Annotated in this window: 20 protein-coding genes and 4 pseudogenes; 16 read left to right on the top strand and 8 right to left on the bottom strand. The window is 52.5% G+C overall.

Annotation, left to right across the window (positions count from 1 at the left end; translation table 11 throughout):
- Positions 1-7: 7 nt before the first annotated feature.
- Positions 8-430: pseudogene (locus tag ES815_RS24085) on the bottom strand (IS6 family transposase); the annotation flags it as partial.
- A gap of 1,906 nt (positions 431-2,336) precedes the next feature.
- Between ES815_RS24085 and ES815_RS00580 the strand changes: the two are divergent.
- Both ES815_RS00580 and ES815_RS00585 read left to right on the top strand, forming a co-directional pair.
- Complete coding sequence (locus ES815_RS00580; protein WP_004201232.1) at positions 2,337-3,023, top strand: NYN domain-containing protein; 687 nt, start codon at positions 2,337-2,339, stop codon at positions 3,021-3,023.
- Positions 3,024-3,160: 137 nt separating this feature from the next.
- Positions 3,161-3,898: a hypothetical protein gene (locus ES815_RS00585; protein ID WP_004201234.1), complete on the top strand. Its 738-nt coding sequence runs from the start codon at positions 3,161-3,163 to the stop codon at positions 3,896-3,898.
- A 519-nt stretch (positions 3,899-4,417) separates the two neighbouring features.
- Here the strand turns inward: ES815_RS00585 and ES815_RS23910 are convergent.
- From ES815_RS23910 to intI1, 4 genes are all read right to left on the bottom strand, one after another.
- Positions 4,418-5,143, bottom strand: a complete 726-nt coding sequence (locus ES815_RS23910) for an HNH endonuclease signature motif containing protein (RefSeq protein ID WP_260609618.1) — start codon at positions 5,141-5,143, stop codon at positions 4,418-4,420.
- Positions 5,144-5,398: 255 nt separating this feature from the next.
- The gene (locus ES815_RS23915) at positions 5,399-5,887 is read right to left on the bottom strand and encodes a hypothetical protein (RefSeq protein ID WP_260609619.1); all 489 of its coding nucleotides are present in this window, start codon (positions 5,885-5,887) and stop codon (positions 5,399-5,401) included.
- A gap of 756 nt (positions 5,888-6,643) precedes the next feature.
- Complete coding sequence (locus ES815_RS00600; RefSeq protein WP_001749988.1) at positions 6,644-7,213, bottom strand: recombinase family protein; 570 nt, start codon at positions 7,211-7,213, stop codon at positions 6,644-6,646.
- A gap of 392 nt (positions 7,214-7,605) precedes the next feature.
- Complete coding sequence (gene intI1, locus ES815_RS00610) at positions 7,606-8,619, bottom strand: class 1 integron integrase IntI1 (protein ID WP_000845048.1); 1,014 nt, start codon at positions 8,617-8,619, stop codon at positions 7,606-7,608.
- Between the two features lie 291 nt (positions 8,620-8,910).
- Here intI1 and ES815_RS00615 point away from each other — a divergent pair, with 291 nt between their 5' ends.
- From ES815_RS00615 to ES815_RS00650, 8 genes are all read left to right on the top strand, one after another.
- Positions 8,911-9,465: a fluoroquinolone-acetylating aminoglycoside 6'-N-acetyltransferase AAC(6')-Ib-cr5 gene (locus ES815_RS00615; RefSeq protein ID WP_063840321.1), complete on the top strand. Its 555-nt coding sequence runs from the start codon at positions 8,911-8,913 to the stop codon at positions 9,463-9,465.
- 96 nt (positions 9,466-9,561) lie between these two features.
- Positions 9,562-10,014: an NAD(+)--rifampin ADP-ribosyltransferase Arr-3 gene (locus tag ES815_RS00620; RefSeq protein ID WP_001749986.1), complete on the top strand. Its 453-nt coding sequence runs from the start codon at positions 9,562-9,564 to the stop codon at positions 10,012-10,014.
- Positions 10,015-10,146: 132 nt separating this feature from the next.
- Positions 10,147-10,620 carry a trimethoprim-resistant dihydrofolate reductase DfrA27 gene (gene dfrA27 / locus ES815_RS00625; protein ID WP_001749985.1) on the top strand — a complete coding sequence of 158 codons (474 nt, stop codon included), beginning with the start codon at positions 10,147-10,149 and terminating at the stop codon, positions 10,618-10,620.
- Positions 10,621-10,800: 180 nt separating this feature from the next.
- A complete protein-coding gene (locus ES815_RS00630) occupies positions 10,801-11,646 on the top strand; it encodes an ANT(3'')-Ia family aminoglycoside nucleotidyltransferase AadA16 (RefSeq protein WP_001749984.1) in 846 nt (281 codons plus the stop codon).
- A 116-nt stretch (positions 11,647-11,762) separates the two neighbouring features.
- Complete coding sequence (locus ES815_RS00635; RefSeq protein ID WP_000679427.1) at positions 11,763-12,110, top strand: quaternary ammonium compound efflux SMR transporter QacE delta 1; 348 nt, start codon at positions 11,763-11,765, stop codon at positions 12,108-12,110.
- On the top strand, positions 12,104-12,943 hold the full coding sequence (gene sul1, locus ES815_RS00640; protein WP_000259031.1) for a sulfonamide-resistant dihydropteroate synthase Sul1: 840 nt from the start codon (positions 12,104-12,106) through the stop codon (positions 12,941-12,943). Before ES815_RS00635 ends, sul1 (ES815_RS00640) begins: the two co-directional genes overlap by 7 nt.
- 404 nt (positions 12,944-13,347) lie before the next feature.
- The gene (locus tag ES815_RS00645) at positions 13,348-14,889 is read left to right on the top strand and encodes an IS91-like element ISCR1 family transposase (RefSeq protein ID WP_000050481.1); all 1,542 of its coding nucleotides are present in this window, start codon (positions 13,348-13,350) and stop codon (positions 14,887-14,889) included.
- A 464-nt stretch (positions 14,890-15,353) separates the two neighbouring features.
- Complete coding sequence (locus ES815_RS00650) at positions 15,354-16,262, top strand: SDR family oxidoreductase (protein WP_001749993.1); 909 nt, start codon at positions 15,354-15,356, stop codon at positions 16,260-16,262.
- A 91-nt stretch (positions 16,263-16,353) separates the two neighbouring features.
- Here ES815_RS00650 and ES815_RS00655 read toward each other — a convergent pair whose 3' ends face one another.
- Both ES815_RS00655 and ES815_RS24045 read right to left on the bottom strand, forming a co-directional pair.
- Complete coding sequence (locus ES815_RS00655) at positions 16,354-16,998, bottom strand: quinolone resistance pentapeptide repeat protein QnrB6 (RefSeq protein ID WP_001749994.1); 645 nt, start codon at positions 16,996-16,998, stop codon at positions 16,354-16,356.
- 94 nt (positions 16,999-17,092) lie between these two features.
- A pseudogene (locus ES815_RS24045) lies at positions 17,093-17,188 on the bottom strand (helix-turn-helix domain-containing protein); the annotation flags it as partial.
- Between the two features lie 40 nt (positions 17,189-17,228).
- Here ES815_RS24045 and ES815_RS00665 point away from each other — a divergent pair.
- The 5 genes and pseudogenes from ES815_RS00665 to ES815_RS00690 all read left to right on the top strand — a co-directional run bounded on the left by ES815_RS00665 (position 17,229) and on the right by ES815_RS00690 (position 20,308).
- On the top strand, positions 17,229-17,576 hold the full coding sequence (locus ES815_RS00665; protein ID WP_000679427.1) for a quaternary ammonium compound efflux SMR transporter QacE delta 1: 348 nt from the start codon (positions 17,229-17,231) through the stop codon (positions 17,574-17,576).
- The gene (gene sul1, locus ES815_RS00670) at positions 17,570-18,409 is read left to right on the top strand and encodes a sulfonamide-resistant dihydropteroate synthase Sul1 (RefSeq protein ID WP_000259031.1); all 840 of its coding nucleotides are present in this window, start codon (positions 17,570-17,572) and stop codon (positions 18,407-18,409) included. The genes ES815_RS00665 and sul1 (ES815_RS00670) overlap by 7 nt, the downstream gene beginning before the upstream one ends.
- A gap of 127 nt (positions 18,410-18,536) precedes the next feature.
- Entirely contained in the window at positions 18,537-19,037 is a 501-nt protein-coding gene (locus ES815_RS00680; RefSeq protein WP_000376623.1) for a GNAT family N-acetyltransferase, read from the top strand.
- Positions 19,038-19,357: 320 nt separating this feature from the next.
- Positions 19,358-19,426, top strand: a pseudogene (locus tag ES815_RS23700) (EAL domain-containing protein); the annotation flags it as partial.
- Positions 19,427-19,543: 117 nt separating this feature from the next.
- A complete protein-coding gene (locus ES815_RS00690) occupies positions 19,544-20,308 on the top strand; it encodes an IS6-like element IS6100 family transposase (protein WP_001389365.1) in 765 nt (254 codons plus the stop codon).
- 139 nt (positions 20,309-20,447) lie between these two features.
- On the opposite strand, the pseudogene ES815_RS23705 reads toward ES815_RS00690, so the two are convergent.
- Positions 20,448-20,513: pseudogene (locus ES815_RS23705) on the bottom strand (EAL domain-containing protein); the annotation flags it as partial.
- Positions 20,514-20,574: 61 nt separating this feature from the next.
- Here ES815_RS23705 and ES815_RS00705 point away from each other — a divergent pair.
- Positions 20,575-21,783 (top strand): type II site-specific deoxyribonuclease, encoded by a 1,209-nt coding sequence (locus ES815_RS00705; RefSeq protein WP_001749969.1) that lies wholly within the window; start codon positions 20,575-20,577, stop codon positions 21,781-21,783.
- Positions 21,784-21,794 lie beyond the last annotated feature (11 nt).

The following is a 21,794-nucleotide window of genomic DNA, read 5'->3' on the forward strand; positions in this document are numbered from 1 at the left end:
CCATAGGCGGCGCTTTATCCGTGTTGATGAATCGCGGGGATCTGCCACTTCTTCACGTTGTTGAGGATTTAACCCAGAAACCGGTATGCAGCTTTGCTGTTACGACGGGAGGAGATAAAAATCGACAGTGCGGGCCCCGGCTGTCGACGGCCCGGTACAGATACGCCCTGCGGCCATTGACCTTCACGTAGGTTTCATCCATGTGCCACGGGCAAAGATCGGAAGGGTTACGCCAGTACCAGCGCAGCCGTTTTTCCATTTCAGGCGCATAACGCTGAACCCAGCGGTAAATCGTGGAGTGATCGACATTCACTCCGCGTTCAGCCAGCATCTCCTGCAGCTCACGGTAACTGATGCCGTATTTGCAGTACCAGCGTACGGCCCACAGAATGATGTCACGCTGAAAATGCCGGCCTTTGAATGGGTTCATGTGCAGCTCCATCAGCAAAAGGGGATGATAAGTTTATCACCACCGACTATTTGCAACAGTGCCGTTTTTGTTCTCAATACTCGATAAGCAAAATCCCGTCTGACATAAACCAGCACCTTTGAGCCTGTCATTTGACAGGTTTTTTTAATTTCCGTCAGGAAGGTGGGTGCATTCCCACACGGCAGCGGCGCCCGGCAAGGTGGGCCGATTCCCACGTGGCAGCGGCGCCTGGCAAGGTGGGCCGATTCCCACGCGGCAGCGGCGCCCGGCAAGATGGGCGGATTTCCACACGGCAGCGGCGCCCGGCAAGGTGGGCCGATTCCCACGTGGCAGCGGCGCCTGGCAAGGTGGGCCGATTCCCACGCGGCAGCGGCGCCCGGTAAGATGGGCGGATTTCCACACGGCAGCGGCGCCCGGCAAGATGGGCGGATTTCCACACGGCAGCGGCGCCTGGCAAGGTGGGCCGATTCCCACGCGGCAGCGGCGCCTGGCAAGGTGGGCCGATTCCCACGCGGCAGCGGCGCCCGGCAAGATGGGCGGATTTCCACACGGCAGCGGCGCCCGGCAAGGTGGGCCGATTCCCACGTGGCAGCGGCGCCTGGCAAGGTGGGCCGATTCCCACGCGGCAGCGGCGCCCGGCAAGATGGGCGGATTTCCACACGGCAGCGGCGCCCGGCAAGGTGGGCCGATTCCCACGTGGCAGCGGCGCCTGGCAAGGTGGGCCGATTCCCACGCGGCAGCGGCGCCCGGCAAGATGGGCGGATTTCCACACGGCAGCGGCGCCTGGCAAGGTGGGCCGATTCCCACGCGGCAGCGGCGCCTGGCAAGGTGGGCCGATTCCCACGCGGCAGCGGCGCCCGGCAAGATGGGCGGATTTCCACACGGCAGCGGCGCCCGGCAAGGTGGGCCGATTCCCACGCGGCAGCGGCGCCTGGCAAGGTGGGCCGATTCCCACGCGGCAGCGGCGCCCGGCAAGATGGGCGGATTTCCACACGGCAGCGGCGCCCGGCAAGGTGGGCCGATTCCCACGTGGCAGCGGCGCCTGGCAAGGTGGGCCGATTCCCACGCGGCAGCGGCGCCCGGCAAGATGGGCGGATTTCCACACGGCAGCGGCGCCCGGCAAGGTGGGCCGATTCCCACGCGGCAGCAGCGCCCGGCAAGATGGGCCGATTCCCACGTGGCAGCGGCGCCCGGCAAGATGGGCGGATTTCCACACGGCAGCGGCGCCCGGCAAGATGGGCGGATTTCCACACGGCAGCAGCGCCTGGCAAGGTGGGCCGATTCCCACGCGGCAGCGGCGCCCGGTGGGTATTTGCATTCACTTGACTCCCCATTTGCATTTTACTTGACTGCCTGTTTGCACTTCTCTTGGTCATCTCCAACAGAAAATAGAGACAGTTTCCTTCCGAGTTGACCGGCAGCTATGAGCGAAAAGCGGATATAGGCTTAATGTGAGAAATGACATTTTCTAATACCACCTCGCCATTGTGCAATGTGTAAAAAAGCAAGAAGAAAAACTCCGCTGGCGGTAAACCGCATTCGGGCCCCCCCCCGTGCCGGAGTTTTACCGAATGGCGCAGCGGGGCAACCGGCGCGGCCTGCCCCGGCGCTGACCGCCCGATCACTATATCTGGTAGGCCTGCCAGCTGAGACAGGCACAACATGTAGTGTTGCGCGCCGCGGCGGGGCGATTCGGTGTTATGCGGGTTTTACCGAATGTCTACAGATCGTGAGCGGGGATGAAAGGCCGTTATGCAGGATTAGCAGGGATGATTGACGGGGTCGTCAAAATAGCATAGTATTGTTCCTACAACTCAACCCCGAACGCAGCGATTAAGTTCACTGGCAGTTGGGGTGAAGAAACCGGCCAGCGAGCCGGTTTTTTCGTATCTGATGGGAAGCAAACGTGCGCACCGCTTTTTTCATTGATGGATACAATCTCTTTTACGGGCTGCTGGCTGGAACACCCTTCAAGTGGCTCGACCTCCCTGCGCTTCTGACATATATCACGAAAATTCAAAATCCTGCCTCTGAGACTGCCCAGGTAAATTACTTTACCTCTCCCGTTTTACCTCCTCTTGCAACCAGAGGTAAAGAGTCGGCTGAAGCTCAGGATGTTTATATTCGCGCACTCAAGGCGAAGGGCGTTACAGTCCATTTAGGAAGACACAGGCTTAATCGTGGCAGTGCGCCGCGTTATCTGGATGGTATTCCTGCATCCCGATCTGATAAGGTTGATGTATGGGATCTTGAGGAAAAAGAGACCGATGTAAATATTGCTATCAGTATGTACCGACTTCTTTCAAAGCAACAGAACCTTGAAGCAGATGCACGCATTGCACAAATAGTCTTAGTGTCGGCTGATACCGATATGACGCCTGCCTTAAAAGCAATAAAGGAAGATTTTCCAGAAATAACGGTTGGCATTATTTTGCCACATCGCGAAGGTATCGAACGCGGAGTGCCCGGCTCACTTAAAAACCATAGTGATTGGATAAGACGACAAGTGAAGATTGACGAATTGCAATCTCACCAGTTTCCTGAACGTGTCCCTACAAAGAAGAAGCCTGCTATCAAGCCTCATTACTGGTAATTCGGTAATATGGGCGTTTTACCGAATTACCGTGTCCGGGCATCTCATACCCTCAAACAGTAGCGGCCTCGCCGGAACAGTTTAGGATCAGGACATGCTAAGCTGAACTTAATCCGTCATGAATATTCTGAGGTAATATGAAAAAACCGCGCAGGAACAGAACCAAAACCGTGCAGTTCACGTATAAACAGCATTACCTGGGCAGACAGTTCCTGAAACTATTTTCACAGGATGCAAATAAAGTTTATGTAAAGATAGTAGATAAAGAAGGGGTCGTAAAACAAAAGTCTGTCAACGATGAAGTCTTTTATTCAAAAAAAGGATGGGATGAATCCACGGAAAGACTTATGAAAAGCATAGAGGATGCTTTTAAGGAAGAAGTAGATAAAGCAATAAATAATGAAAATAGCTTCAATTTCGGAAGAATAACTGATTACTACCTGATGTGGAATATCAGGGGCAGGTTAGCCAGCGAACGTCCGGAAAGCGTCAATTTCCGCATAATCGGAAGCGAGTTATCTTTTGAAGAGCAGGACACATTAGAGTACAAAGGGGCTTATTTTATGAGGCCGGACGGAACAATGCATGATGATATGTTTCGGGGTTTGACATTCAAAATGGACTTGAATAAATTAAATATTTTATTTAAAAGCAGGAAGTGGGGATTAGTTAAATCGCCGGAGGAAAACTTTATCCTGCCTGATTTCTGGAACGTTAATCTTTGGAAAAACGATCTGACCTGGATAATCCCAATTACAAGAGACATGGCATTTGTTGCTGAGCACGAAAATGGAATCGTAACGCAAGAAAATGCGTGCCGCATGAATCAATTTTCGATGACTCACTGTAATAATTTTTGTGTTACGTATTCATAAAGATAAACCTGAAAAATTAGGCATTTCTCTGTGTAATACATATGTATTACACAGAGAGTTAAGATTATTGTGTATGCTTAATCGCTCTCAGGTATCTCAACAAGTAGGAAGTCATCGGGCGCTTAAAAATCCAAGTAGTCGTCACTTTCCCTGTTACACAGTTCGGTGTTATGGGCGTTTTACCGAATGCCCGGACGGGAACATAAGAAACTGCCTGGCGGCAGCCTTATAATTGCTGGTCAATAACACGGTGCTGGGTGGAGCAATAAGCTTCATTGCAGTAATTTGTTACCTGACAGGTGAATATTATCTGATAAGAAAATCTGCCAGAAAACTGATAGCTTTCGTCCTATAAGCATAAACCTGACCACTAAGATAGTTCACTTTAACGTCCACTTCTGGCACAAAGCGGACCGCCTGAGGCGTCGGGAGGTCTACTATGAGCGAGGAGCTGAAGTTGGCACTTTTTCTCCCACAAAAGTGACTGTAGAAATAGTTGCATTTCACTTTTTCGTGCCTTTAGACATCAAAGCGAAGCCAGCGTTCTAGCAATCCCGATTTGTTCAAAGGAACTGAGTGAGCATTTATTTTTTTACCTTCCAATATACTTTTAGCAAAGTATGTGCAATCAGGTTTGAAATGTACAGTGAGTAAGTCAGGATTAATAGCCATTAAATCAGCATCAAAAAGGCGATGCAAACATGCAAGCATCAATAATCCGTTAGAAGTATTATTATTTCCTGTTCCAACTGGCTCAATGTGGGCGGCCTCTAGTGCTTCTCCGCTATTAGTTATGGCACAACGATAACCAAAGTTAGCGGCCACACGCTCTTTAAAATCGTTCTGATTGGTACGGGTACGAACAATACGATCTGCGAACAACGCTTGCTCAATAGATTCAGATAGAGCGGGAGCGTAAGAAGGAGCATTAGCAACTGAATTTACAAGCGTTTCTACGGGATTTATAATGGTATTCGGTTGTTCAGGAGGAAGAATCACTTCTAAAGGGCGTACAGGTATTCCTGTGAGGTGTTTTGACGGCTTACAGACACTAAGAAATTCATGTGCCTCTTTTACATCCATACCTTGTTTAGTTGCTTCTCGTTTGAAAGCATCAACCATAGCAACGGTGTACCCCTTTTCTGCAAACAATCTGAGCCACTTATCACTAAAGGATTCTGGAGTTTTGGCAACAGGAATAGAAACAACTTCCTCTACTGATTCAGTAGACGATAATACAGGCACCCCGATTAAAAAATCAGCATTGGCAATAGGTTTTTCAATTTCTACAATTAGCTTAGGTGTACTTATGCTTGCATGATGAACATCTCTAGCATGGTCTGCAAATCCTCCAAGCGATTGAAAATCAACCTTGCATTCAATACATGAAATACGGCGACTTATAAGATCCGCCTCTAGCTTTTTTTGTTCGTTTTTAGCTTGAATTATTTCGTCCTGTTTCGTTTTCGCTATGTGCCAAGGATCAGACTTAATCTTTTTCTAATTACGAATAGCTCTATATTTGGATGAAAGTGATACTTTAGCCACAGGTTTACTTTTTTTGTTATTGAGTCGCTCAAGTGTTTCACGCTGAATAATATCTTTTGCTTTCTTCGTCGCTTGCTTTTTTGACAAACCAGATGCAAGAAGTTCAAGCATTATATCTGAATAAAGTAAAGGTTTATTTTTACGTTTTTGATTATTTAACTTGCGTTTTTGGTTGTAAGTTTCCATTTCTTTAGGAGTTAAATAACCTCCTACGCTACGGATAGGTGCAGGCGCAGTTAACGGTTTCTTACCGTTAATATTCTTTTTTACTTGCTCTTTGCTAACTCTAACTTTAGCTGTAGTGGGTTCTACATGGAAATCATGGCTACTATCATTTTGTTGGGTGCTGATCAGAACTTCTCTGACCTCTTCGGGAATTGGCTTACCTTCTCGGCTTGCTCTTCCCCATGCCTTGATAGCTTCTAAGCGTGTCATTTTCATGTGAGTACCTGAAAAATCTGTAGATATGAGGAAGTATACAAATCGTTCTTATCAATCGTCTATACATGGAGGTAAGCACTGCAAAAGCTGACGGAATGAAGGCATTACCGTCATACATGAATCCAATCAAAAAGCCATAGAAACCATGCAGGTATTTGTTTGTATCCCTGCATAACGAACCATTAATTTTTAGAGCGCCTCTGGCACTCCAACTTCCGCTTTTGGCACACAGCAGCCGTTAAGATGTAAGGCCTTACGCCAACTAAATCTAATGGGACAGATTTAGTTGGTGATGGTCAAGTAATCTGCAAACGGTCACCAAGTAAAATGCAAATGGGTAGTCAAGTCCGATGCAATTACGCAGCCCGGCAAGGTGGGCCGATTCCCATATCGACATGTATGTAGCTTGTGTTATCCGTGGATTGTGCAGCTCAGCGGGTCGCTGGTCGTATGGCGTAGTGTCCCCCGTAACCGGCCGCGTGCGGCCGCTAACGCGCAGTACGGCGCCGCGACCCGAAGGCGGGCCGCCGTTCCCGCGCGCAGGCGCGCGGCGCCCACTGCGCACCACCGTGGGGGACGTGCGGCAGCTGCGTGGCGGCGGGCTGGGTTATGGCTTTGCAGGGAGGGGCTGGGCCGGGCGATACGGTCAGCGTTGCGGTTTCCGGCGATTTGCGGCCGGTGCCCGTTTAAGTCCGGCGTGGTCGCCTTCCATGCCCTGACGGGCATAAGAAAATAAAACCGCCATGCTGCGGTCATTCATGATTTTGTGGTGTAGCGATAAATAGTCATGCGAGAAACGTTGAAGCGCTTAGCAACTGCACCAACTGTCATTTCAGGATCAGCAAGTAAGATTCTAATTTGTTTAACATCTTCTTCAGAAAGTGACGGTTTTCTCCCTCCCACACGGCCCCTTGCGCGTGCAGCTGCAAGGCCTGAGCGCGTTCTTTCAATATTGCGGTTGCGTTCAAAGCTAGAGAATATCGCCATCAGATGAGTATAGATTTCCCCTATAACTGGCGCATTTGTGTCTATTCTGTCCTTGATGGCTATGAAAGTTATTCCGCGTTTCTTCAGGTCGTCGAGTAAAGTAATGACTTGACCCAATGAACCGCCGAGCCGATCTAGTGCCCAAACTACTAGGGTATCTCCCTCGCGCAATGCTTTCAGGCAGTTCTCCAGTTCCGGCGCACCTTTTTTGTCGCGCTTGGGGCCGCTACGTGAGGTCTGATCCTGATAGATTTGCTCACATCCAGCTTTTGTTAGTTCGTCAACCTGGTGCGCCACATCCTGAAGATGCGTAGATTTACGTGCATAGCCGATTTTCATTCTTTTCTCGCTAATTAGTTATGGGGTTATTGTTATGTTGATACAGTAACGAGTTTTGTTACATGAGGGGAGTCATTTTTCGGGAGAAGTCAGGACTTTTCAAGACTGTCACAAAAACCATCGTTTTTGATACATTAATTTAACCAATAGGTTGCAGATCAAATCGCCTGTAACAGCCTTTCTGGCTGTTTGTCGTTTTCAGAAGACGGCTGCACTGAACGTCAGAAGCCGACTGCACTATAGCAGCGGAGGGGTTGGATCCATCAGGCAACGACGGGCTGCTGCCGGCCATCAGCGGACGCAGGGAGGACTTTCCGCAACCGGCCGTTCGATGCGGCACCGATGGCCTTCGCGCAGGGGTAGTGAATCCGCCAGGATTGACTTGCGCTGCCCTACCTCTCACTAGTGAGGGGCGGCAGCGCATCAAGCGGTGAGCGCACTCCGGCACCGCCAACTTTCAGCACATGCGTGTAAATCATCGTCGTAGAGACGTCGGAATGGCCGAGCAGATCCTGCACGGTTCGAATGTCGTAACCGCTGCGGAGCAAGGCCGTCGCGAACGAGTGGCGGAGGGTGTGCGGTGTGGCGGGCTTCGTGATGCCTGCTTGTTCTACGGCACGTTTGAAGGCGCGCTGAAAGGTCTGGTCATACATGTGATGGCGACGCACGACACCGCTCCGTGGATCGGTCGAATGCGTGTGCTGCGCAAAAACCCAGAACCACGGCCAGGAATGCCCGGCGCGCGGATACTTCCGCTCAAGGGCGTCGGGAAGCGCAACGCCGCTGCGGCCCTCGGCCTGGTCCTTCAGCCACCATGCCCGTGCACGCGACAGCTGCTCGCGCAGGCTGGGTGCCAAGCTCTCGGGTAACATCAAGGCCCGATCCTTGGAGCCCTTGCCCTCCCGCACGATGATCGTGCCGTGATCGAAATCCAGATCCTTGACCCGCAGTTGCAAACCCTCACTGATCCGCATGCCCGTTCCATACAGAAGCTGGGCGAACAAACGATGCTCGCCTTCCAGAAAACCGAGGATGCGAACCACTTCATCCGGGGTCAGCACCACCGGCAAGCGCCGCGACGGCCGAGGTCTTCCGATCTCCTGAAGCCAGGGCAGATCCGTGCACAGCACCTTGCCGTAGAAGAACAGCAAGGCCGCCAATGCCTGACGATGCGTGGAGACCGAAACCTTGCGCTCGTTCGCCAGCCAGGACAGAAATGCCTCGACTTCGCTGCTGCCCAAGGTTGCCGGGTGACGCACACCGTGGAAACGGATGAAGGCACGAACCCAGTGGACATAAGCCTGTTCGGTTCGTAAGCTGTAATGCAAGTAGCGTATGCGCTCACGCAACTGGTCCAGAACCTTGACCGAACGCAGCGGTGGTAACGGCGCAGTGGCGGTTTTCATGGCTTGTTATGACTGTTTTTTTGTACAGTCTATGCCTCGGGCATCCAAGCAGCAAGCGCGTTACGCCGTGGGTCGATGTTTGATGTTATGGAGCAGCAACGATGTTACGCAGCAGGGCAGTCGCCCTAAAACAAAGTTAGATGCACTAAGCACATAATTGCTCACAGCCAAACTATCAGGTCAAGTCTGCTTTTATTATTTTTAAGCGTGCATAATAAGCCCTACACAAATTGGGAGTTAGACATCATGAGCAACGCAAAAACAAAGTTAGGCATCACAAAGTACAGCATCGTGACCAACAGCAACGATTCCGTCACACTGCGCCTCATGACTGAGCATGACCTTGCGATGCTCTATGAGTGGCTAAATCGATCTCATATCGTCGAGTGGTGGGGCGGAGAAGAAGCACGCCCGACACTTGCTGACGTACAGGAACAGTACTTGCCAAGCGTTTTAGCGCAAGAGTCCGTCACTCCATACATTGCAATGCTGAATGGAGAGCCGATTGGGTATGCCCAGTCGTACGTTGCTCTTGGAAGCGGGGACGGACGGTGGGAAGAAGAAACCGATCCAGGAGTACGCGGAATAGACCAGTTACTGGCGAATGCATCACAACTGGGCAAAGGCTTGGGAACCAAGCTGGTTCGAGCTCTGGTTGAGTTGCTGTTCAATGATCCCGAGGTCACCAAGATCCAAACGGACCCGTCGCCGAGCAACTTGCGAGCGATCCGATGCTACGAGAAAGCGGGGTTTGAGAGGCAAGGTACCGTAACCACCCCATATGGTCCAGCCGTGTACATGGTTCAAACACGCCAGGCATTCGAGCGAACACGCAGTGATGCCTAACCCTTCCATCGAGGGGGACGTCCAAGGGCTGGCGCCCTTGGCCGCCCCTCATGTCAAACGTTATGCAGCCAAATCCCAACAATTAAGGGTCTTAAAATGGTAAAAGATTGGATTCCCATCTCTCATGATAATTACAAGCAGGTGCAAGGACCGTTCTATCATGGAACCAAAGCCAATTTGGCGATTGGTGACTTGCTAACCACAGGGTTCATCTCTCATTTCGAGGACGGTCGTATTCTTAAGCACATCTACTTTTCAGCCTTGATGGAGCCAGCAGTTTGGGGAGCTGAACTTGCTATGTCACTGTCTGGCCTCGAGGGTCGCGGCTACATATACATAGTTGAGCCAACAGGACCGTTCGAAGACGATCCGAATCTTACGAACAAAAGATTTCCCGGTAATCCAACACAGTCCTATAGAACCTGCGAACCCTTGAGAATTGTTGGCGTTGTTGAAGACTGGGAGGGGCATCCTGTTGAATTAATAAGGGGAATGTTGGATTCGTTGGAGGACTTAAAGCGCCGTGGTTTACACGTCATTGAAGACTAGTCCTTTGCATAACAAAGCCATCAAACCGGACGCCAGAGATTCCGCGCCTGTTGCGCATGGCTTCGCCATTTTATGCGCAATAGGCGCGCCACCCTGTCGCCGTTTATGGCGGCGTTAACCCAAAGGAGTATCGTGAAAATATCACTAATGGCTGCAAAAGCAAGAAATGGGGTTATTGGCTGCGGCTCGGATATCCCGTGGAACGCTAAAGGTGAGCAGCTGCTTTTTAAAGCAATAACTTACAATCAATGGCTCTTAGTCGGCCGTAAAACATTTGAGGCAATGGGGGCTCTCCCAAATAGAAAGTATGCAGTTGTCAGCCGCTCAGGATCGGTAGCTACTAACGATGATGTGGTTGTGTTTCCATCTATAGAAGCAGCAATGAGGGAGCTAAAGACTCTTACGAACCATGTTGTTGTTTCTGGTGGTGGAGAGATCTACAAGAGTCTGATCGCCCATGCCGACACGCTACATATCTCGACAATAGATTCCGAGCCAGAGGGCAATGTTTTCTTTCCGGAAATCCCCAAAGAGTTCAATGTGGTGTTCGAGCAGGAATTTCATTCAAATATAAATTATCGCTATCAAATCTGGCAAAGGGGTTAACCATCCAAGCCATCGGACACATTTTGCTTCGCTGCGCTCAAAACGCAAAATGTGCCGCTGCTTAGCGGCGTTAGATGCACTAAGCACATAATTGCTCACAGCCAAACTATCAGGTCAAGTCTGCTTTTATTATTTTTAAGCGTGCATAATAAGCCCTACACAAATTGGGAGTTAGACATCATGAGCAACGCAGTGCCCGCCGAGATTTCGGTACAGCTATCACAGGCACTCAACGTCATCGAGCATCATCTGGGATCGACGTTGCTGGCCGTGCATTTGTACGGCTCTGCACTCGACGGTGGCCTGAAGCCATGCAGTGATATTGATTTGCTGGTTACTGTGACTGCACAGCTCGATGAGACTGTGCGGCAGGCTCTGTTCGTAGATTTCCTGGAAGTTTCCGCTTCTCCCGGCCAAAGTGAAGCTCTCCGTGCCTTGGAAGTTACCATCGTCGTGTACGGCGATGTTGTTCCTTGGCGTTATCCAGCCAGACGGGAACTGCAATTCGGGGAGTGGCAGCGCAAGGACATTCTTGCGGGCATCTTCGAGCCCGCGACAACCGATGTTGATCTGGCTATTCTGCTAACTAAAGCAAGGCAACACAGCCTTGCCTTGGCAGGTTCGGCCGCGGAAGATTTCTTCAACTCAGTCCCGGAAAGCGATCTATTCAAAGCACTGGCCGACACCTTGAAACTATGGAACTCACAACCGGATTGGGCAGGCGACGAGCGGAATGTAGTGCTTACTTTGTCTCGCATTTGGTACAGCGCAGCAACCGGCAAGATCGCGCCGAAGGATGTAGCTGCCAACTGGGTAATGGAACGCCTGCCCGTCCAACATCAGCCCGTGCTGCTTGAAGCCCAGCAGGCTTACCTTGGACAAGGGATGGATTGCTTGGCCTCACGCGCTGATCAGTTGACTGCGTTCATTTACTTTGTGAAGCACGAAGCCGCCAGTCTGCTCGGCTCCACGCCAATGATGTCTAACAGTTCATTCAAGCCGACGCCGCTTCGCGGCGCAGCTTAATTCAGGCGTTAGATGCACTAAGCACATAATTGCTCACAGCCAAACTATCAGGTCAAGTCTGCTTTTATTATTTTTAAGCGTGCATAATAAGCCCTACACAAATTGGGAGATATATCATGAAAGGCTGGCTTTTTCTTGTTATCGCAATAGTTGGCGAAGTAATCGCAACATCCGCATTAAAATCTAGCGAGGGCTTTACTAAGCTTGCCCCTTCCGCCGTTGTCATAATCGGTTATGGCATCGCATTTTATTTTCTTTCTCTGGTTCTGAAATCCATCCCTGTCGGTGTTGCTTATGCAGTCTGGTCGGGACTCGGCGTCGTCATAATTACAGCCATTGCCTGGTTGCTTCATGGGCAAAAGCTTGATGCGTGGGGCTTTGTAGGTATGGGGCTCATAATTGCTGCCTTTTTGCTCGCCCGATCCCCATCGTGGAAGTCGCTGCGGAGGCCGACGCCATGGTGACGGTGTTCGGCATTCTGAATCTCACCGAGGACTCCTTCTTCGATGAGAGCCGGCGGCTAGACCCCGCCGGCGCTGTCACCGCGGCGATCGAAATGCTGCGAGTCGGATCAGACGTCGTGGATGTCGGACCGGCCGCCAGCCATCCGGACGCGAGGCCTGTATCGCCGGCCGATGAGATCAGACGTATTGCGCCGCTCTTAGACGCCCTGTCCGATCAGATGCACCGTGTTTCAATCGACAGCTTCCAACCGGAAACCCAGCGCTATGCGCTCAAGCGCGGCGTGGGCTACCTGAACGATATCCAAGGATTTCCTGACCCTGCGCTCTATCCCGATATTGCTGAGGCGGACTGCAGGCTGGTGGTTATGCACTCAGCGCAGCGGGATGGCATCGCCACCCGCACCGGTCACCTTCGACCCGAAGACGCGCTCGACGAGATTGTGCGGTTCTTCGAGGCGCGGGTTTCCGCCTTGCGACGGAGCGGGGTCGCTGCCGACCGGCTCATCCTCGATCCGGGGATGGGATTTTTCTTGAGCCCCGCACCGGAAACATCGCTGCACGTGCTGTCGAACCTTCAAAAGCTGAAGTCGGCGTTGGGGCTTCCGCTATTGGTCTCGGTGTCGCGGAAATCCTTCTTGGGCGCCACCGTTGGCCTTCCTGTAAAGGATCTGGGTCCAGCGAGCCTTGCGGCGGAACTTCACGCGATCGGCAATGGCGCTGACTACGTCCGCACCCACGCGCCTGGAGATCTGCGAAGCGCAATCACCTTCTCGGAAACCCTCGCGAAATTTCGCAGTCGCGACGCCAGAGACCGAGGGTTAGATCATGCCTAGCATTCACCTTCCGGCCGCCCGCTAAATATCTCCTTTTGGGTTGTTAATAAAACATCCAATAAGTTGACTGTGCGTGAAAAAGAAAGTTTTGTGTGATGGCGTTGAAGATCGCACCGTTAAGCTCTTATGTGGGATGGTGCAGAGCTCGACGACTACCGATAAAACGCAACCGCCGCAAACAGACAAGAAAAAGCCCCAACTGATAACAGTTGGGGCTTCAGTATTGTGATTGGTGGAGCAATAGCACCCTGAACCCAAAACCTTCTCGCTCAACCGGTAGTGGCTGATAACAACTCGTGAGGGCTATTGCGGGTTAAGCATTTAGCGATGTCTAGGGCCAGACTGGACGTCTGAACGCAAGCCGCTGATACTGTACATAACCACAGTATCAGCGGAGGATACCCATGTCGCTGGCAAGGAACGCCACGGCGAGTCAATCGCCCACTCAAACAAACGGTTACGAACGCCACCAACCCGACCAGACGCTGCTCTACCAGCTGGTTGAGCAGCACTACCCAGCCTTCAAAGCCTCACTCGAAGCCCAAGGTCAACACCTGCCTCGCTACATCCAACAAGAATTCAACGACCTCCTCCAATGTGGCCGTCTGGAGTATGGTTTCATGCGGGTTCGCTGCGAGGATTGTCATCACGAGCGTCTGGTCGCCTTCAGCTGTAAACGACGCGGCTTTTGCCCTAGCTGCGGTGCCCGCCGGATGGCCGAGAGTGCGGCGCTGCTGATAGACGAAGTCTTCCCCAAGGAGCCCATTCGCCAGTGGGTGCTCAGCTTTCCTTTCCAGCTACGCTTTTTGCTGGCTCGCCATCCCCAGCTGATGGGCCAGGTCTTGAGTATCGTCTATCGTACACTCTCAACTCATCTGATCAAAAAAGCCGGTTACACCAAAGCCTCTGCACAAACTGGCTCAGTGACTCTTATCCAACGCTTTGGCTCCGCGCTAAATCTCAATGTCCACTACCACATGCTGTTTCTCGATGGTGTCTATGCCGAAGATGACTATGGCAAGCAACGCTTCCATCGTGTCAAGGCACCCACTTACGATGAGCTGAATACGCTCGCTCACACCCTCAGCCATCGCATCGCTCGCTGCATGGAAAAGCGTGGGATTTTGGAGCGTGATGCCGAGAATACGTGGTTGACACTGGAAGAGGGCGAAGACGATACGCTGACTCAATTACATGGTGCTTCGGTTACGTATCGCATTGCCGTCGGCCCCCAGCAAGGGCGCAAAGTCTTCACCCTGCAAACCTTGCCAGGGCGTGAGGATAAAGCCGACTCAAGCAGTCGAGTAGCCAACCATGCTGGTTTCTCGCTACACGCCGGTGTGATGGCCGAAGCGCATCAGCGGGATAAGCTTGAGCGCTTGTGTCGCTACATTAGTCGGCCAGCGGTTTCAGAAAAACGTCTGGCATTAACCGCCAATGGGCAGGTGCGTTACGAGCTCAAAACTCCGTACCGCAATGGCACCACCCATGTGATCTTCGAGCCGCTGGACTTCATCGCCAAACTCGCTGCGTTGGTACCTAAGCCGCGAGTCAACCTCACACGCTTCCACGGCGTCTTTGCACCGAACAGCAAACACCGAGTTCAAGTAACACCCGCCAAGCGGGGCAAGAAGCCCGACAAATCGGAAGGTCTCGATACTAACTGGCGTGACAAGAGTCCTGCAGAGCGCCACCGCGCCATGACCTGGATGCAACGCCTCAAGCGAGTCTTCAATATTGATATTGAAGTCTGCGAACACTGCGGCGGTCACGTCAAAGTGATTGCCAGCATCGAAGATCCGAAGGTCATTGAGCAGATTCTCAAGCATCTGAAACAGAAAACAGCCAAGGCGAATGCCGCCAAGCAGCGTGAGCTGCCACCAGAACGAGCGCCGCCACTGACTCCCAGCCTGTTCGATCCATCACAGAGTCGTCTCTTTGACTGACGACCCCAAATCCAACACTGCTCAACACTGCCAACTTTTAAACGGGGCGGTGGGGCAGTTTGTATCTCTCGAGCTATCAGGCTAGAGATTTTACCGCCAAATCGAACCTTATTAGAGCGGTTTAGGCTGGACCGGCAGTTAAAATTGGGGCTTGAGCGGTAAACGAGTGAGGGAATTTCAGGTAAGATACTTCGGATGAGGAGCAAAAAGGTGGTTTATACTTCCTATACCCCAGATTGAGATGTTAAGTGTGGTTGCTATTTATTAACACTGCGAACTGGATAAGTCTCAAATAATATTTTTTAAATTAAATCTAACGTTGGTGGGGATATAAGCGCAACGGTAGAGGAAAGTAGGGAGGGTAATATTCCGAGAAAATTAAGTGTAGCTGGATAATATAGGTCATACCATTCATTTTGGTCTACGATTATTAGTCTTTGTGATAAATAATGAGAGGTAATTGAATGGCTGGCTTAAACAAGGAAAAAAAGACCATCAATAAAACCAATTCTGCGCGTTTTCCGGCGCCGCCTTTTCAACAGCAGCAGCAGCCCTTTCCCGGGCTGGCGGGGAAAATGCAACCGCGCCCCGATCATGGAGAAGACAGCTATCAGGGAAGCGGTCGCCTGAATGGGCGCAAGGTATTAATTACCGGTGGGGATTCAGGGATTGGTCGTGCTGTTGCTATTGCCTATGCTCGTGAAGGCGCTGATGTTGCGATTAACTATTTACCTGAAGAAGAAGACGATGCGCGTGAAGTGGTCGATCTGATAAAAAAAGCAGGCAGAAATGTTTTGGCCATCCCCGGCGATATCCGTGATGAGGCTTTTTGCGGTCATCTGGTAACACAGGCGGTAAAAGGACTGGGAGGGTTGGATATCCTCGTCAATAATGCGGGTCGTCAGCAATTTTGTGAGTCAATTGAGGAACTCACCACAGAAGACTTCGACGCAACATTCAAAACCAATGTTTACGCTATGTTTTGGATCACCAAAGCGGCCATACCCCATCTTTCACCAGACAGCGTGATAATTAATACCTCCTCCGTACAGGCTTATGAGCCAAGTGAAATCTTGCTTGATTATGCTCAGACTAAAGCAGCTATCGTGGCATTTACTAAATCGCTGGCGAAACAGCTGGCCCCGAAAGGGATCCGTGTCAATGCCGTCGCGCCGGGTCCATACTGGACTGTACTGCAGTGCTGTGGTGGTCAACCGCAGGAAAAGGTGGAGAAATTTGGGGCAAATGCGCCGCTGGGACGCCCTGGTCAACCGGTGGAAATCGCGCCGCTTTATGTCACCCTGGCCGCTCGGGAGAACAGCTATACGTCTGGTCAGGTCTGGTGTTCTGATGGGGGGACCGGAACCCTCTAACGTTTACGCTCTGTGCGTCGAAAGTGACTTTTAAGGCAAGGGCGGACACTATTGTATAAGGGCGGGAGCGGTACTTACCGCTCCGTGAATGCTAACCAATCACCGCGATGCCAAGCCGCTCCATGAGCAACGACGCCTGGTAGTTGTCCAGCTTAACGCCTTGTAAATCAACGCCCCGAATATCTAAGTCACCCAACTCCGAATTGGTCAGATCGCAATGTGTGAAGTTCGCTGCTCGCCAGTCGAAAGTCGAAAACTCGCCGCCGGAGAGATCTGAACCACTGAACGTCGCGCCCAGTACCTGGGCACCCATCCAACGGTTTTCCCACAGCTCACACTTTTCCAACACGACTTTCGAAAAATTGGCGTAGCTTAGATTGGTATTCGTGATATATGCGCTACAAAACCAGGTGCGCGTGGTGATCATATTCATAAAGCTTGCGCCGCGGAAATCTGCGCCTTGTGCGCGGCAGTGGCGAATTTCAATGCCCAGCGCACTGGCATTGCGAAAATCCGCCATGGATAAATCACAGCTTTTAAAAATGGCATCTTTCAGCATCGCACGACTAAAATTGCACCCTTTCTGGCTTTCACGATCATAGAACTGACAGCCGATAAATTCAGTGCCGCTCAGGTCGGCACCTGAAAAATCACAGTTAAAAAATGTACTATTTTCAATTTTCTCACCGGTGAAACGGTTTCTGTCAATTTTTTCGCCAACGAGTGCCAGAGCCATATTTGTACCTGTTTTTTTATACAGTAATGGCGTCATGGTAAACCCTGATGGGGTTATGCGTCAAATCCGCCAATATGACATCTGCAAATGTGCGTTAAATCTGGTGTTTTTTCAGCAAAGCGCGAAGCTGATGGTAAGTCAGCCCCAGTAATTCAGCGGCTTTTTTCTGGTTAAATTTTGCCTGCTGTAAGCCGTGCATAATAAGCCCTACACAAATTGGGAGATATATCATGAAAGGCTGGCTTTTTCTTGTTATCGCAATAGTTGGCGAAGTAATCGCAACATCCGCATTAAAATCTAGCGAGGGCTTTACTAAGCTTGCCCCTTCCGCCGTTGTCATAATCGGTTATGGCATCGCATTTTATTTTCTTTCTCTGGTTCTGAAATCCATCCCTGTCGGTGTTGCTTATGCAGTCTGGTCGGGACTCGGCGTCGTCATAATTACAGCCATTGCCTGGTTGCTTCATGGGCAAAAGCTTGATGCGTGGGGCTTTGTAGGTATGGGGCTCATAATTGCTGCCTTTTTGCTCGCCCGATCCCCATCGTGGAAGTCGCTGCGGAGGCCGACGCCATGGTGACGGTGTTCGGCATTCTGAATCTCACCGAGGACTCCTTCTTCGATGAGAGCCGGCGGCTAGACCCCGCCGGCGCTGTCACCGCGGCGATCGAAATGCTGCGAGTCGGATCAGACGTCGTGGATGTCGGACCGGCCGCCAGCCATCCGGACGCGAGGCCTGTATCGCCGGCCGATGAGATCAGACGTATTGCGCCGCTCTTAGACGCCCTGTCCGATCAGATGCACCGTGTTTCAATCGACAGCTTCCAACCGGAAACCCAGCGCTATGCGCTCAAGCGCGGCGTGGGCTACCTGAACGATATCCAAGGATTTCCTGACCCTGCGCTCTATCCCGATATTGCTGAGGCGGACTGCAGGCTGGTGGTTATGCACTCAGCGCAGCGGGATGGCATCGCCACCCGCACCGGTCACCTTCGACCCGAAGACGCGCTCGACGAGATTGTGCGGTTCTTCGAGGCGCGGGTTTCCGCCTTGCGACGGAGCGGGGTCGCTGCCGACCGGCTCATCCTCGATCCGGGGATGGGATTTTTCTTGAGCCCCGCACCGGAAACATCGCTGCACGTGCTGTCGAACCTTCAAAAGCTGAAGTCGGCGTTGGGGCTTCCGCTATTGGTCTCGGTGTCGCGGAAATCCTTCTTGGGCGCCACCGTTGGCCTTCCTGTAAAGGATCTGGGTCCAGCGAGCCTTGCGGCGGAACTTCACGCGATCGGCAATGGCGCTGACTACGTCCGCACCCACGCGCCTGGAGATCTGCGAAGCGCAATCACCTTCTCGGAAACCCTCGCGAAATTTCGCAGTCGCGACGCCAGAGACCGAGGGTTAGATCATGCCTAGCATTCACCTTCCGGCCGCCCGCTAGCGGACCCTGGTCAGGTTCCGCGAAGGTGGGCGCAGACATGCTGGGCTCGTCAGGATCAAACTGCACTATGAGGCGGCGGTTCATACCGCGCCAGGGGAGCGAATGGACAGCGAGGAGCCTCCGAACGTTCGGGTCGCCTGCTCGGGTGATATCGACGAGGTTGTGCGGCTGATGCACGACGCTGCGGCGTGGATGTCCGCCAAGGGAACGCCCGCCTGGGACGTCGCGCGGATCGACCGGACATTCGCGGAGACCTTCGTCCTGAGATCCGAGCTCCTAGTCGCGAGTTGCAGCGACGGCATCGTCGGCTGTTGCACCTTGTCGGCCGAGGATCCCGAGTTCTGGCCCGACGCCCTCAAGGGGGAGGCCGCATATCTGCACAAGCTCGCGGTGCGACGGACACATGCGGGCCGGGGTGTCAGCTCCGCGCTGATCGAGGCTTGCCGCCATGCCGCGCGAACGCAGGGGTGCGCCAAGCTGCGGCTCGACTGCCACCCGAACCTGCGTGGCCTATACGAGCGGCTCGGATTCACCCACGTCGACACTTTCAATCCCGGCTGGGATCCAACCTTCATCGCAGAACGCCTAGAACTCGAAATCTAACGTCCGTTCGGGCATCGAGGTCCATGTCGGGGTGGGACGGGCCCGTGGCTTCAAGATCACTTGCAGTCCGACCGCGATGTCTTGGTTGCGCGAGAGGTTGTCGATATCCTCCACTTCCATCATCAACCCTGGATAATGCCGCCGCCGTCATCGCCGCCGACGCCCGTGCCGGGCTTTTCGGGCCTGTCAGGCTTGCTCGGCCTTCAGCCTGCCTGGGCGAGATCTCCGGCGGACGGATTAACGGCGGAGCTTCGCCGCCTTTCGTGCGTGTGAAGGCCGAAGATAGTTCTCTCAAAAACATCCGTTTATGAGAGATACCAAATGTCATTTTCAGAAGACGACTGCACCAGTTGATTGGGCGTAATGGCTGTTGTGCAGCCAGCTCCTGACAGTTCAATATCAGAAGTGATCTGCACCAATCTCGACTATGCTCAATACTCGTGTGGGCTCTGTTGCAAAAATCGTGAAGCTTGAGCATGCTTGGCGGAGATTGGACGGACGGAACGATGACGGATTTCAAGTGGCGCCATTTCCAGGGTGATGTGATCCTGTGGGCGGTGCGCTGGTATTGTCGCTATCCGATCAGCTATCGCGACCTTGAGGAAATGCTGGCGGAACGCGGCATTTCGGTCGACCATACGACGATCTATCGCTGGGTCCAGTGCTACGCCCCGGAGATGGAGAAGCGGCTGCGCTGGTTCTGGCGGCGTGGCTTTGATCCGAGCTGGCGCCTGGATGAAACCTACGTCAAGGTGCGGGGCAAGTGGACCTACCTGTACCGGGCAGTCGACAAGCGGGGCGACACGATCGATTTCTACCTGTCGCCGACCCGCAGCGCCAAGGCAGCGAAGCGGTTCCTGGGCAAGGCCCTGCGAGGCCTGAAGCACTGGGAAAAGCCTGCCACGCTCAATACCGACAAAGCGCCGAGCTATGGTGCAGCGATCACCGAATTGAAGCGCGAAGGAAAGCTGGACCGGGAGACGGCCCACCGGCAGGTGAAGTATCTCAATAACGTGATCGAGGCCGATCACGGAAAGCTCAAGATACTGATCAAGCCGGTGCGCGGTTTCAAATCGATCCCCACGGCCTATGCCACGATCAAGGGATTCGAAGTCATGCGAGCCCTGCGCAAAGGACAGGCTCGCCCCTGGTGCCTGCAGCCCGGCATCAGGGGCGAGGTGCGCCTTGTGGAGAGAGCTTTTGGCATTGGGCCCTCGGCGCTGACGGAGGCCATGGGCATGCTCAACCACCATTTCGCAGCAGCCGCCTGATCGGCGCAGAGCGACAGCCTACCTCTGACTGCCGCCAATCTTTGCAACAGAGCCTCCGTCGCCATGCTCACCTCGCTTTGGTGCACACGAGTATTGAGCATAGTCGAGATTGGTGCAGATCACTTCTGATATTGAACTGTCAGGAGCTGGCTGCACAACAGCCATTACGCCCAATCAACTGGTGCAGTCGTCTTCTGAAAATGACACTGTTTGTATATAATCATGAAAAAATGGTGAGTAGAGTTTCAGGGTAACAGGGGATGCTTATGTCGGTTTTCCACAACTGGCTACTTGAGATCGCATGTGAGAATTACTTCGTCTACATCAAACGCCTTTCCGCCAACGATACCGGCGCAACAGGTGGTCACCAGGTAGGGCTTTATATCCCTTCAGGTATCGTTGAAAAACTCTTTCCGTCTATCAACCATACCCGTGAACTGAACCCTTCGGTTTTTCTCACCGCACATGTGTCATCGCATGATTGCCCTGACAGCGAAGCCAGGGCAATTTATTATAACAGCCGTCATTTTGGTAAAACCCGGAATGAAAAAAGGATTACCCGCTGGGGTAGAGGCAGCCCACTTCAGGATCCTGAAAATACAGGGGCTCTGACGCTCCTGGCTTTCAAGCTTGATGAGCAAGGGGGGGACTGTAAGGAAGTAAATATTTGGGTATGCGCCAGCACTGATGAAGAGGACGTCATTGAGACCGCTATTGGTGAAGTTATACCCGGAGCGCTTATATCCGGCCCCGCAGGACAGATTCTAGGCGGACTATCTCTACAGCAAGCGCCAGTAAATCATAAATATATTCTACCTGAAGACTGGCACCTGCGCTTTCCGTCGGGAAGTGAAATTATTCAGTATGCAGCCAGCCATTATGTGAAAAATTCCCTTGATCCGGATGAGCAACTTCTTGACCGCCGGCGCGTGGAGTACGACATATTTCTATTGGTTGAGGAACTGCATGTTCTGGATATCATCCGGAAAGGATTTGGCTCTGTGGATGAATTTATTGCGCTGGCCAATTCTGTCAGCAATCGCCGTAAATCCAGAGCCGGGAAGTCGCTGGAACTGCACCTGGAGCATCTATTCATTGAGCACGGCCTGCGACACTTTGCGACGCAGGCCATCACAGAAGGTAATAAAAAACCCGATTTCCTTTTCCCTTCCGCAGGGGCTTACCACGATACTGAGTTTCCCGTAGAAAATCTGCGCATGCTGGCAGTCAAGACTACCTGTAAGGATCGCTGGCGTCAGATACTGAATGAGGCCGATAAAATTCATCAGGTGCATCTGTTTACACTCCAGGAGGGAGTTTCTCTGGCTCAATATCGGGAGATGCGGGAGTCGGGTGTCAGATTGGTCGTGCCATCATCTCTGCACAAAAAATACCCGGAGGCGGTGAGAGCTGAGCTAATGACGCTAGGTGCGTTTATTGCTGAGCTGACAGGGCTTTACGCAGATATTCCATAGATTATCTCCCG

This window comes from Leclercia adecarboxylata (genome assembly GCF_006874705.1).
GTDB lineage: Bacteria > Pseudomonadota > Gammaproteobacteria > Enterobacterales > Enterobacteriaceae > Enterobacter > Enterobacter adecarboxylatus_C.

Coding starts and splice junctions, on each gene's coding strand:
- ES815_RS00655 (WP_001749994.1), bottom strand. CDS start 16,998: ATGGCTCTGGCACTCGTTGGCGAAAAAATTGACAGAAACCGTTTCACC.
- ES815_RS00620 (WP_001749986.1), top strand. CDS start 9,562: ATGGTAAAAGATTGGATTCCCATCTCTCATGATAATTACAAGCAGGTG.
- sul1 (WP_000259031.1), top strand. CDS start 12,104: ATGGTGACGGTGTTCGGCATTCTGAATCTCACCGAGGACTCCTTCTTC.
- ES815_RS00645 (WP_000050481.1), top strand. CDS start 13,348: ATGTCGCTGGCAAGGAACGCCACGGCGAGTCAATCGCCCACTCAAACA.
- ES815_RS00665 (WP_000679427.1), top strand. CDS start 17,229: ATGAAAGGCTGGCTTTTTCTTGTTATCGCAATAGTTGGCGAAGTAATC.
- ES815_RS23915 (WP_260609619.1), bottom strand. CDS start 5,887: ATGAAAATGACACGCTTAGAAGCTATCAAGGCATGGGGAAGAGCAAGC.
- ES815_RS00650 (WP_001749993.1), top strand. CDS start 15,354: ATGGCTGGCTTAAACAAGGAAAAAAAGACCATCAATAAAACCAATTCT.
- sul1 (WP_000259031.1), top strand. CDS start 17,570: ATGGTGACGGTGTTCGGCATTCTGAATCTCACCGAGGACTCCTTCTTC.
- ES815_RS00690 (WP_001389365.1), top strand. CDS start 19,544: ATGACGGATTTCAAGTGGCGCCATTTCCAGGGTGATGTGATCCTGTGG.
- ES815_RS00680 (WP_000376623.1), top strand. CDS start 18,537: ATGGACAGCGAGGAGCCTCCGAACGTTCGGGTCGCCTGCTCGGGTGAT.
- ES815_RS00600 (WP_001749988.1), bottom strand. CDS start 7,213: ATGAAAATCGGCTATGCACGTAAATCTACGCATCTTCAGGATGTGGCG.
- intI1 (WP_000845048.1), bottom strand. CDS start 8,619: ATGAAAACCGCCACTGCGCCGTTACCACCGCTGCGTTCGGTCAAGGTT.
- ES815_RS00705 (WP_001749969.1), top strand. CDS start 20,575: ATGTCGGTTTTCCACAACTGGCTACTTGAGATCGCATGTGAGAATTAC.
- ES815_RS00635 (WP_000679427.1), top strand. CDS start 11,763: ATGAAAGGCTGGCTTTTTCTTGTTATCGCAATAGTTGGCGAAGTAATC.
- ES815_RS00630 (WP_001749984.1), top strand. CDS start 10,801: ATGAGCAACGCAGTGCCCGCCGAGATTTCGGTACAGCTATCACAGGCA.
- ES815_RS00585 (WP_004201234.1), top strand. CDS start 3,161: ATGAAAAAACCGCGCAGGAACAGAACCAAAACCGTGCAGTTCACGTAT.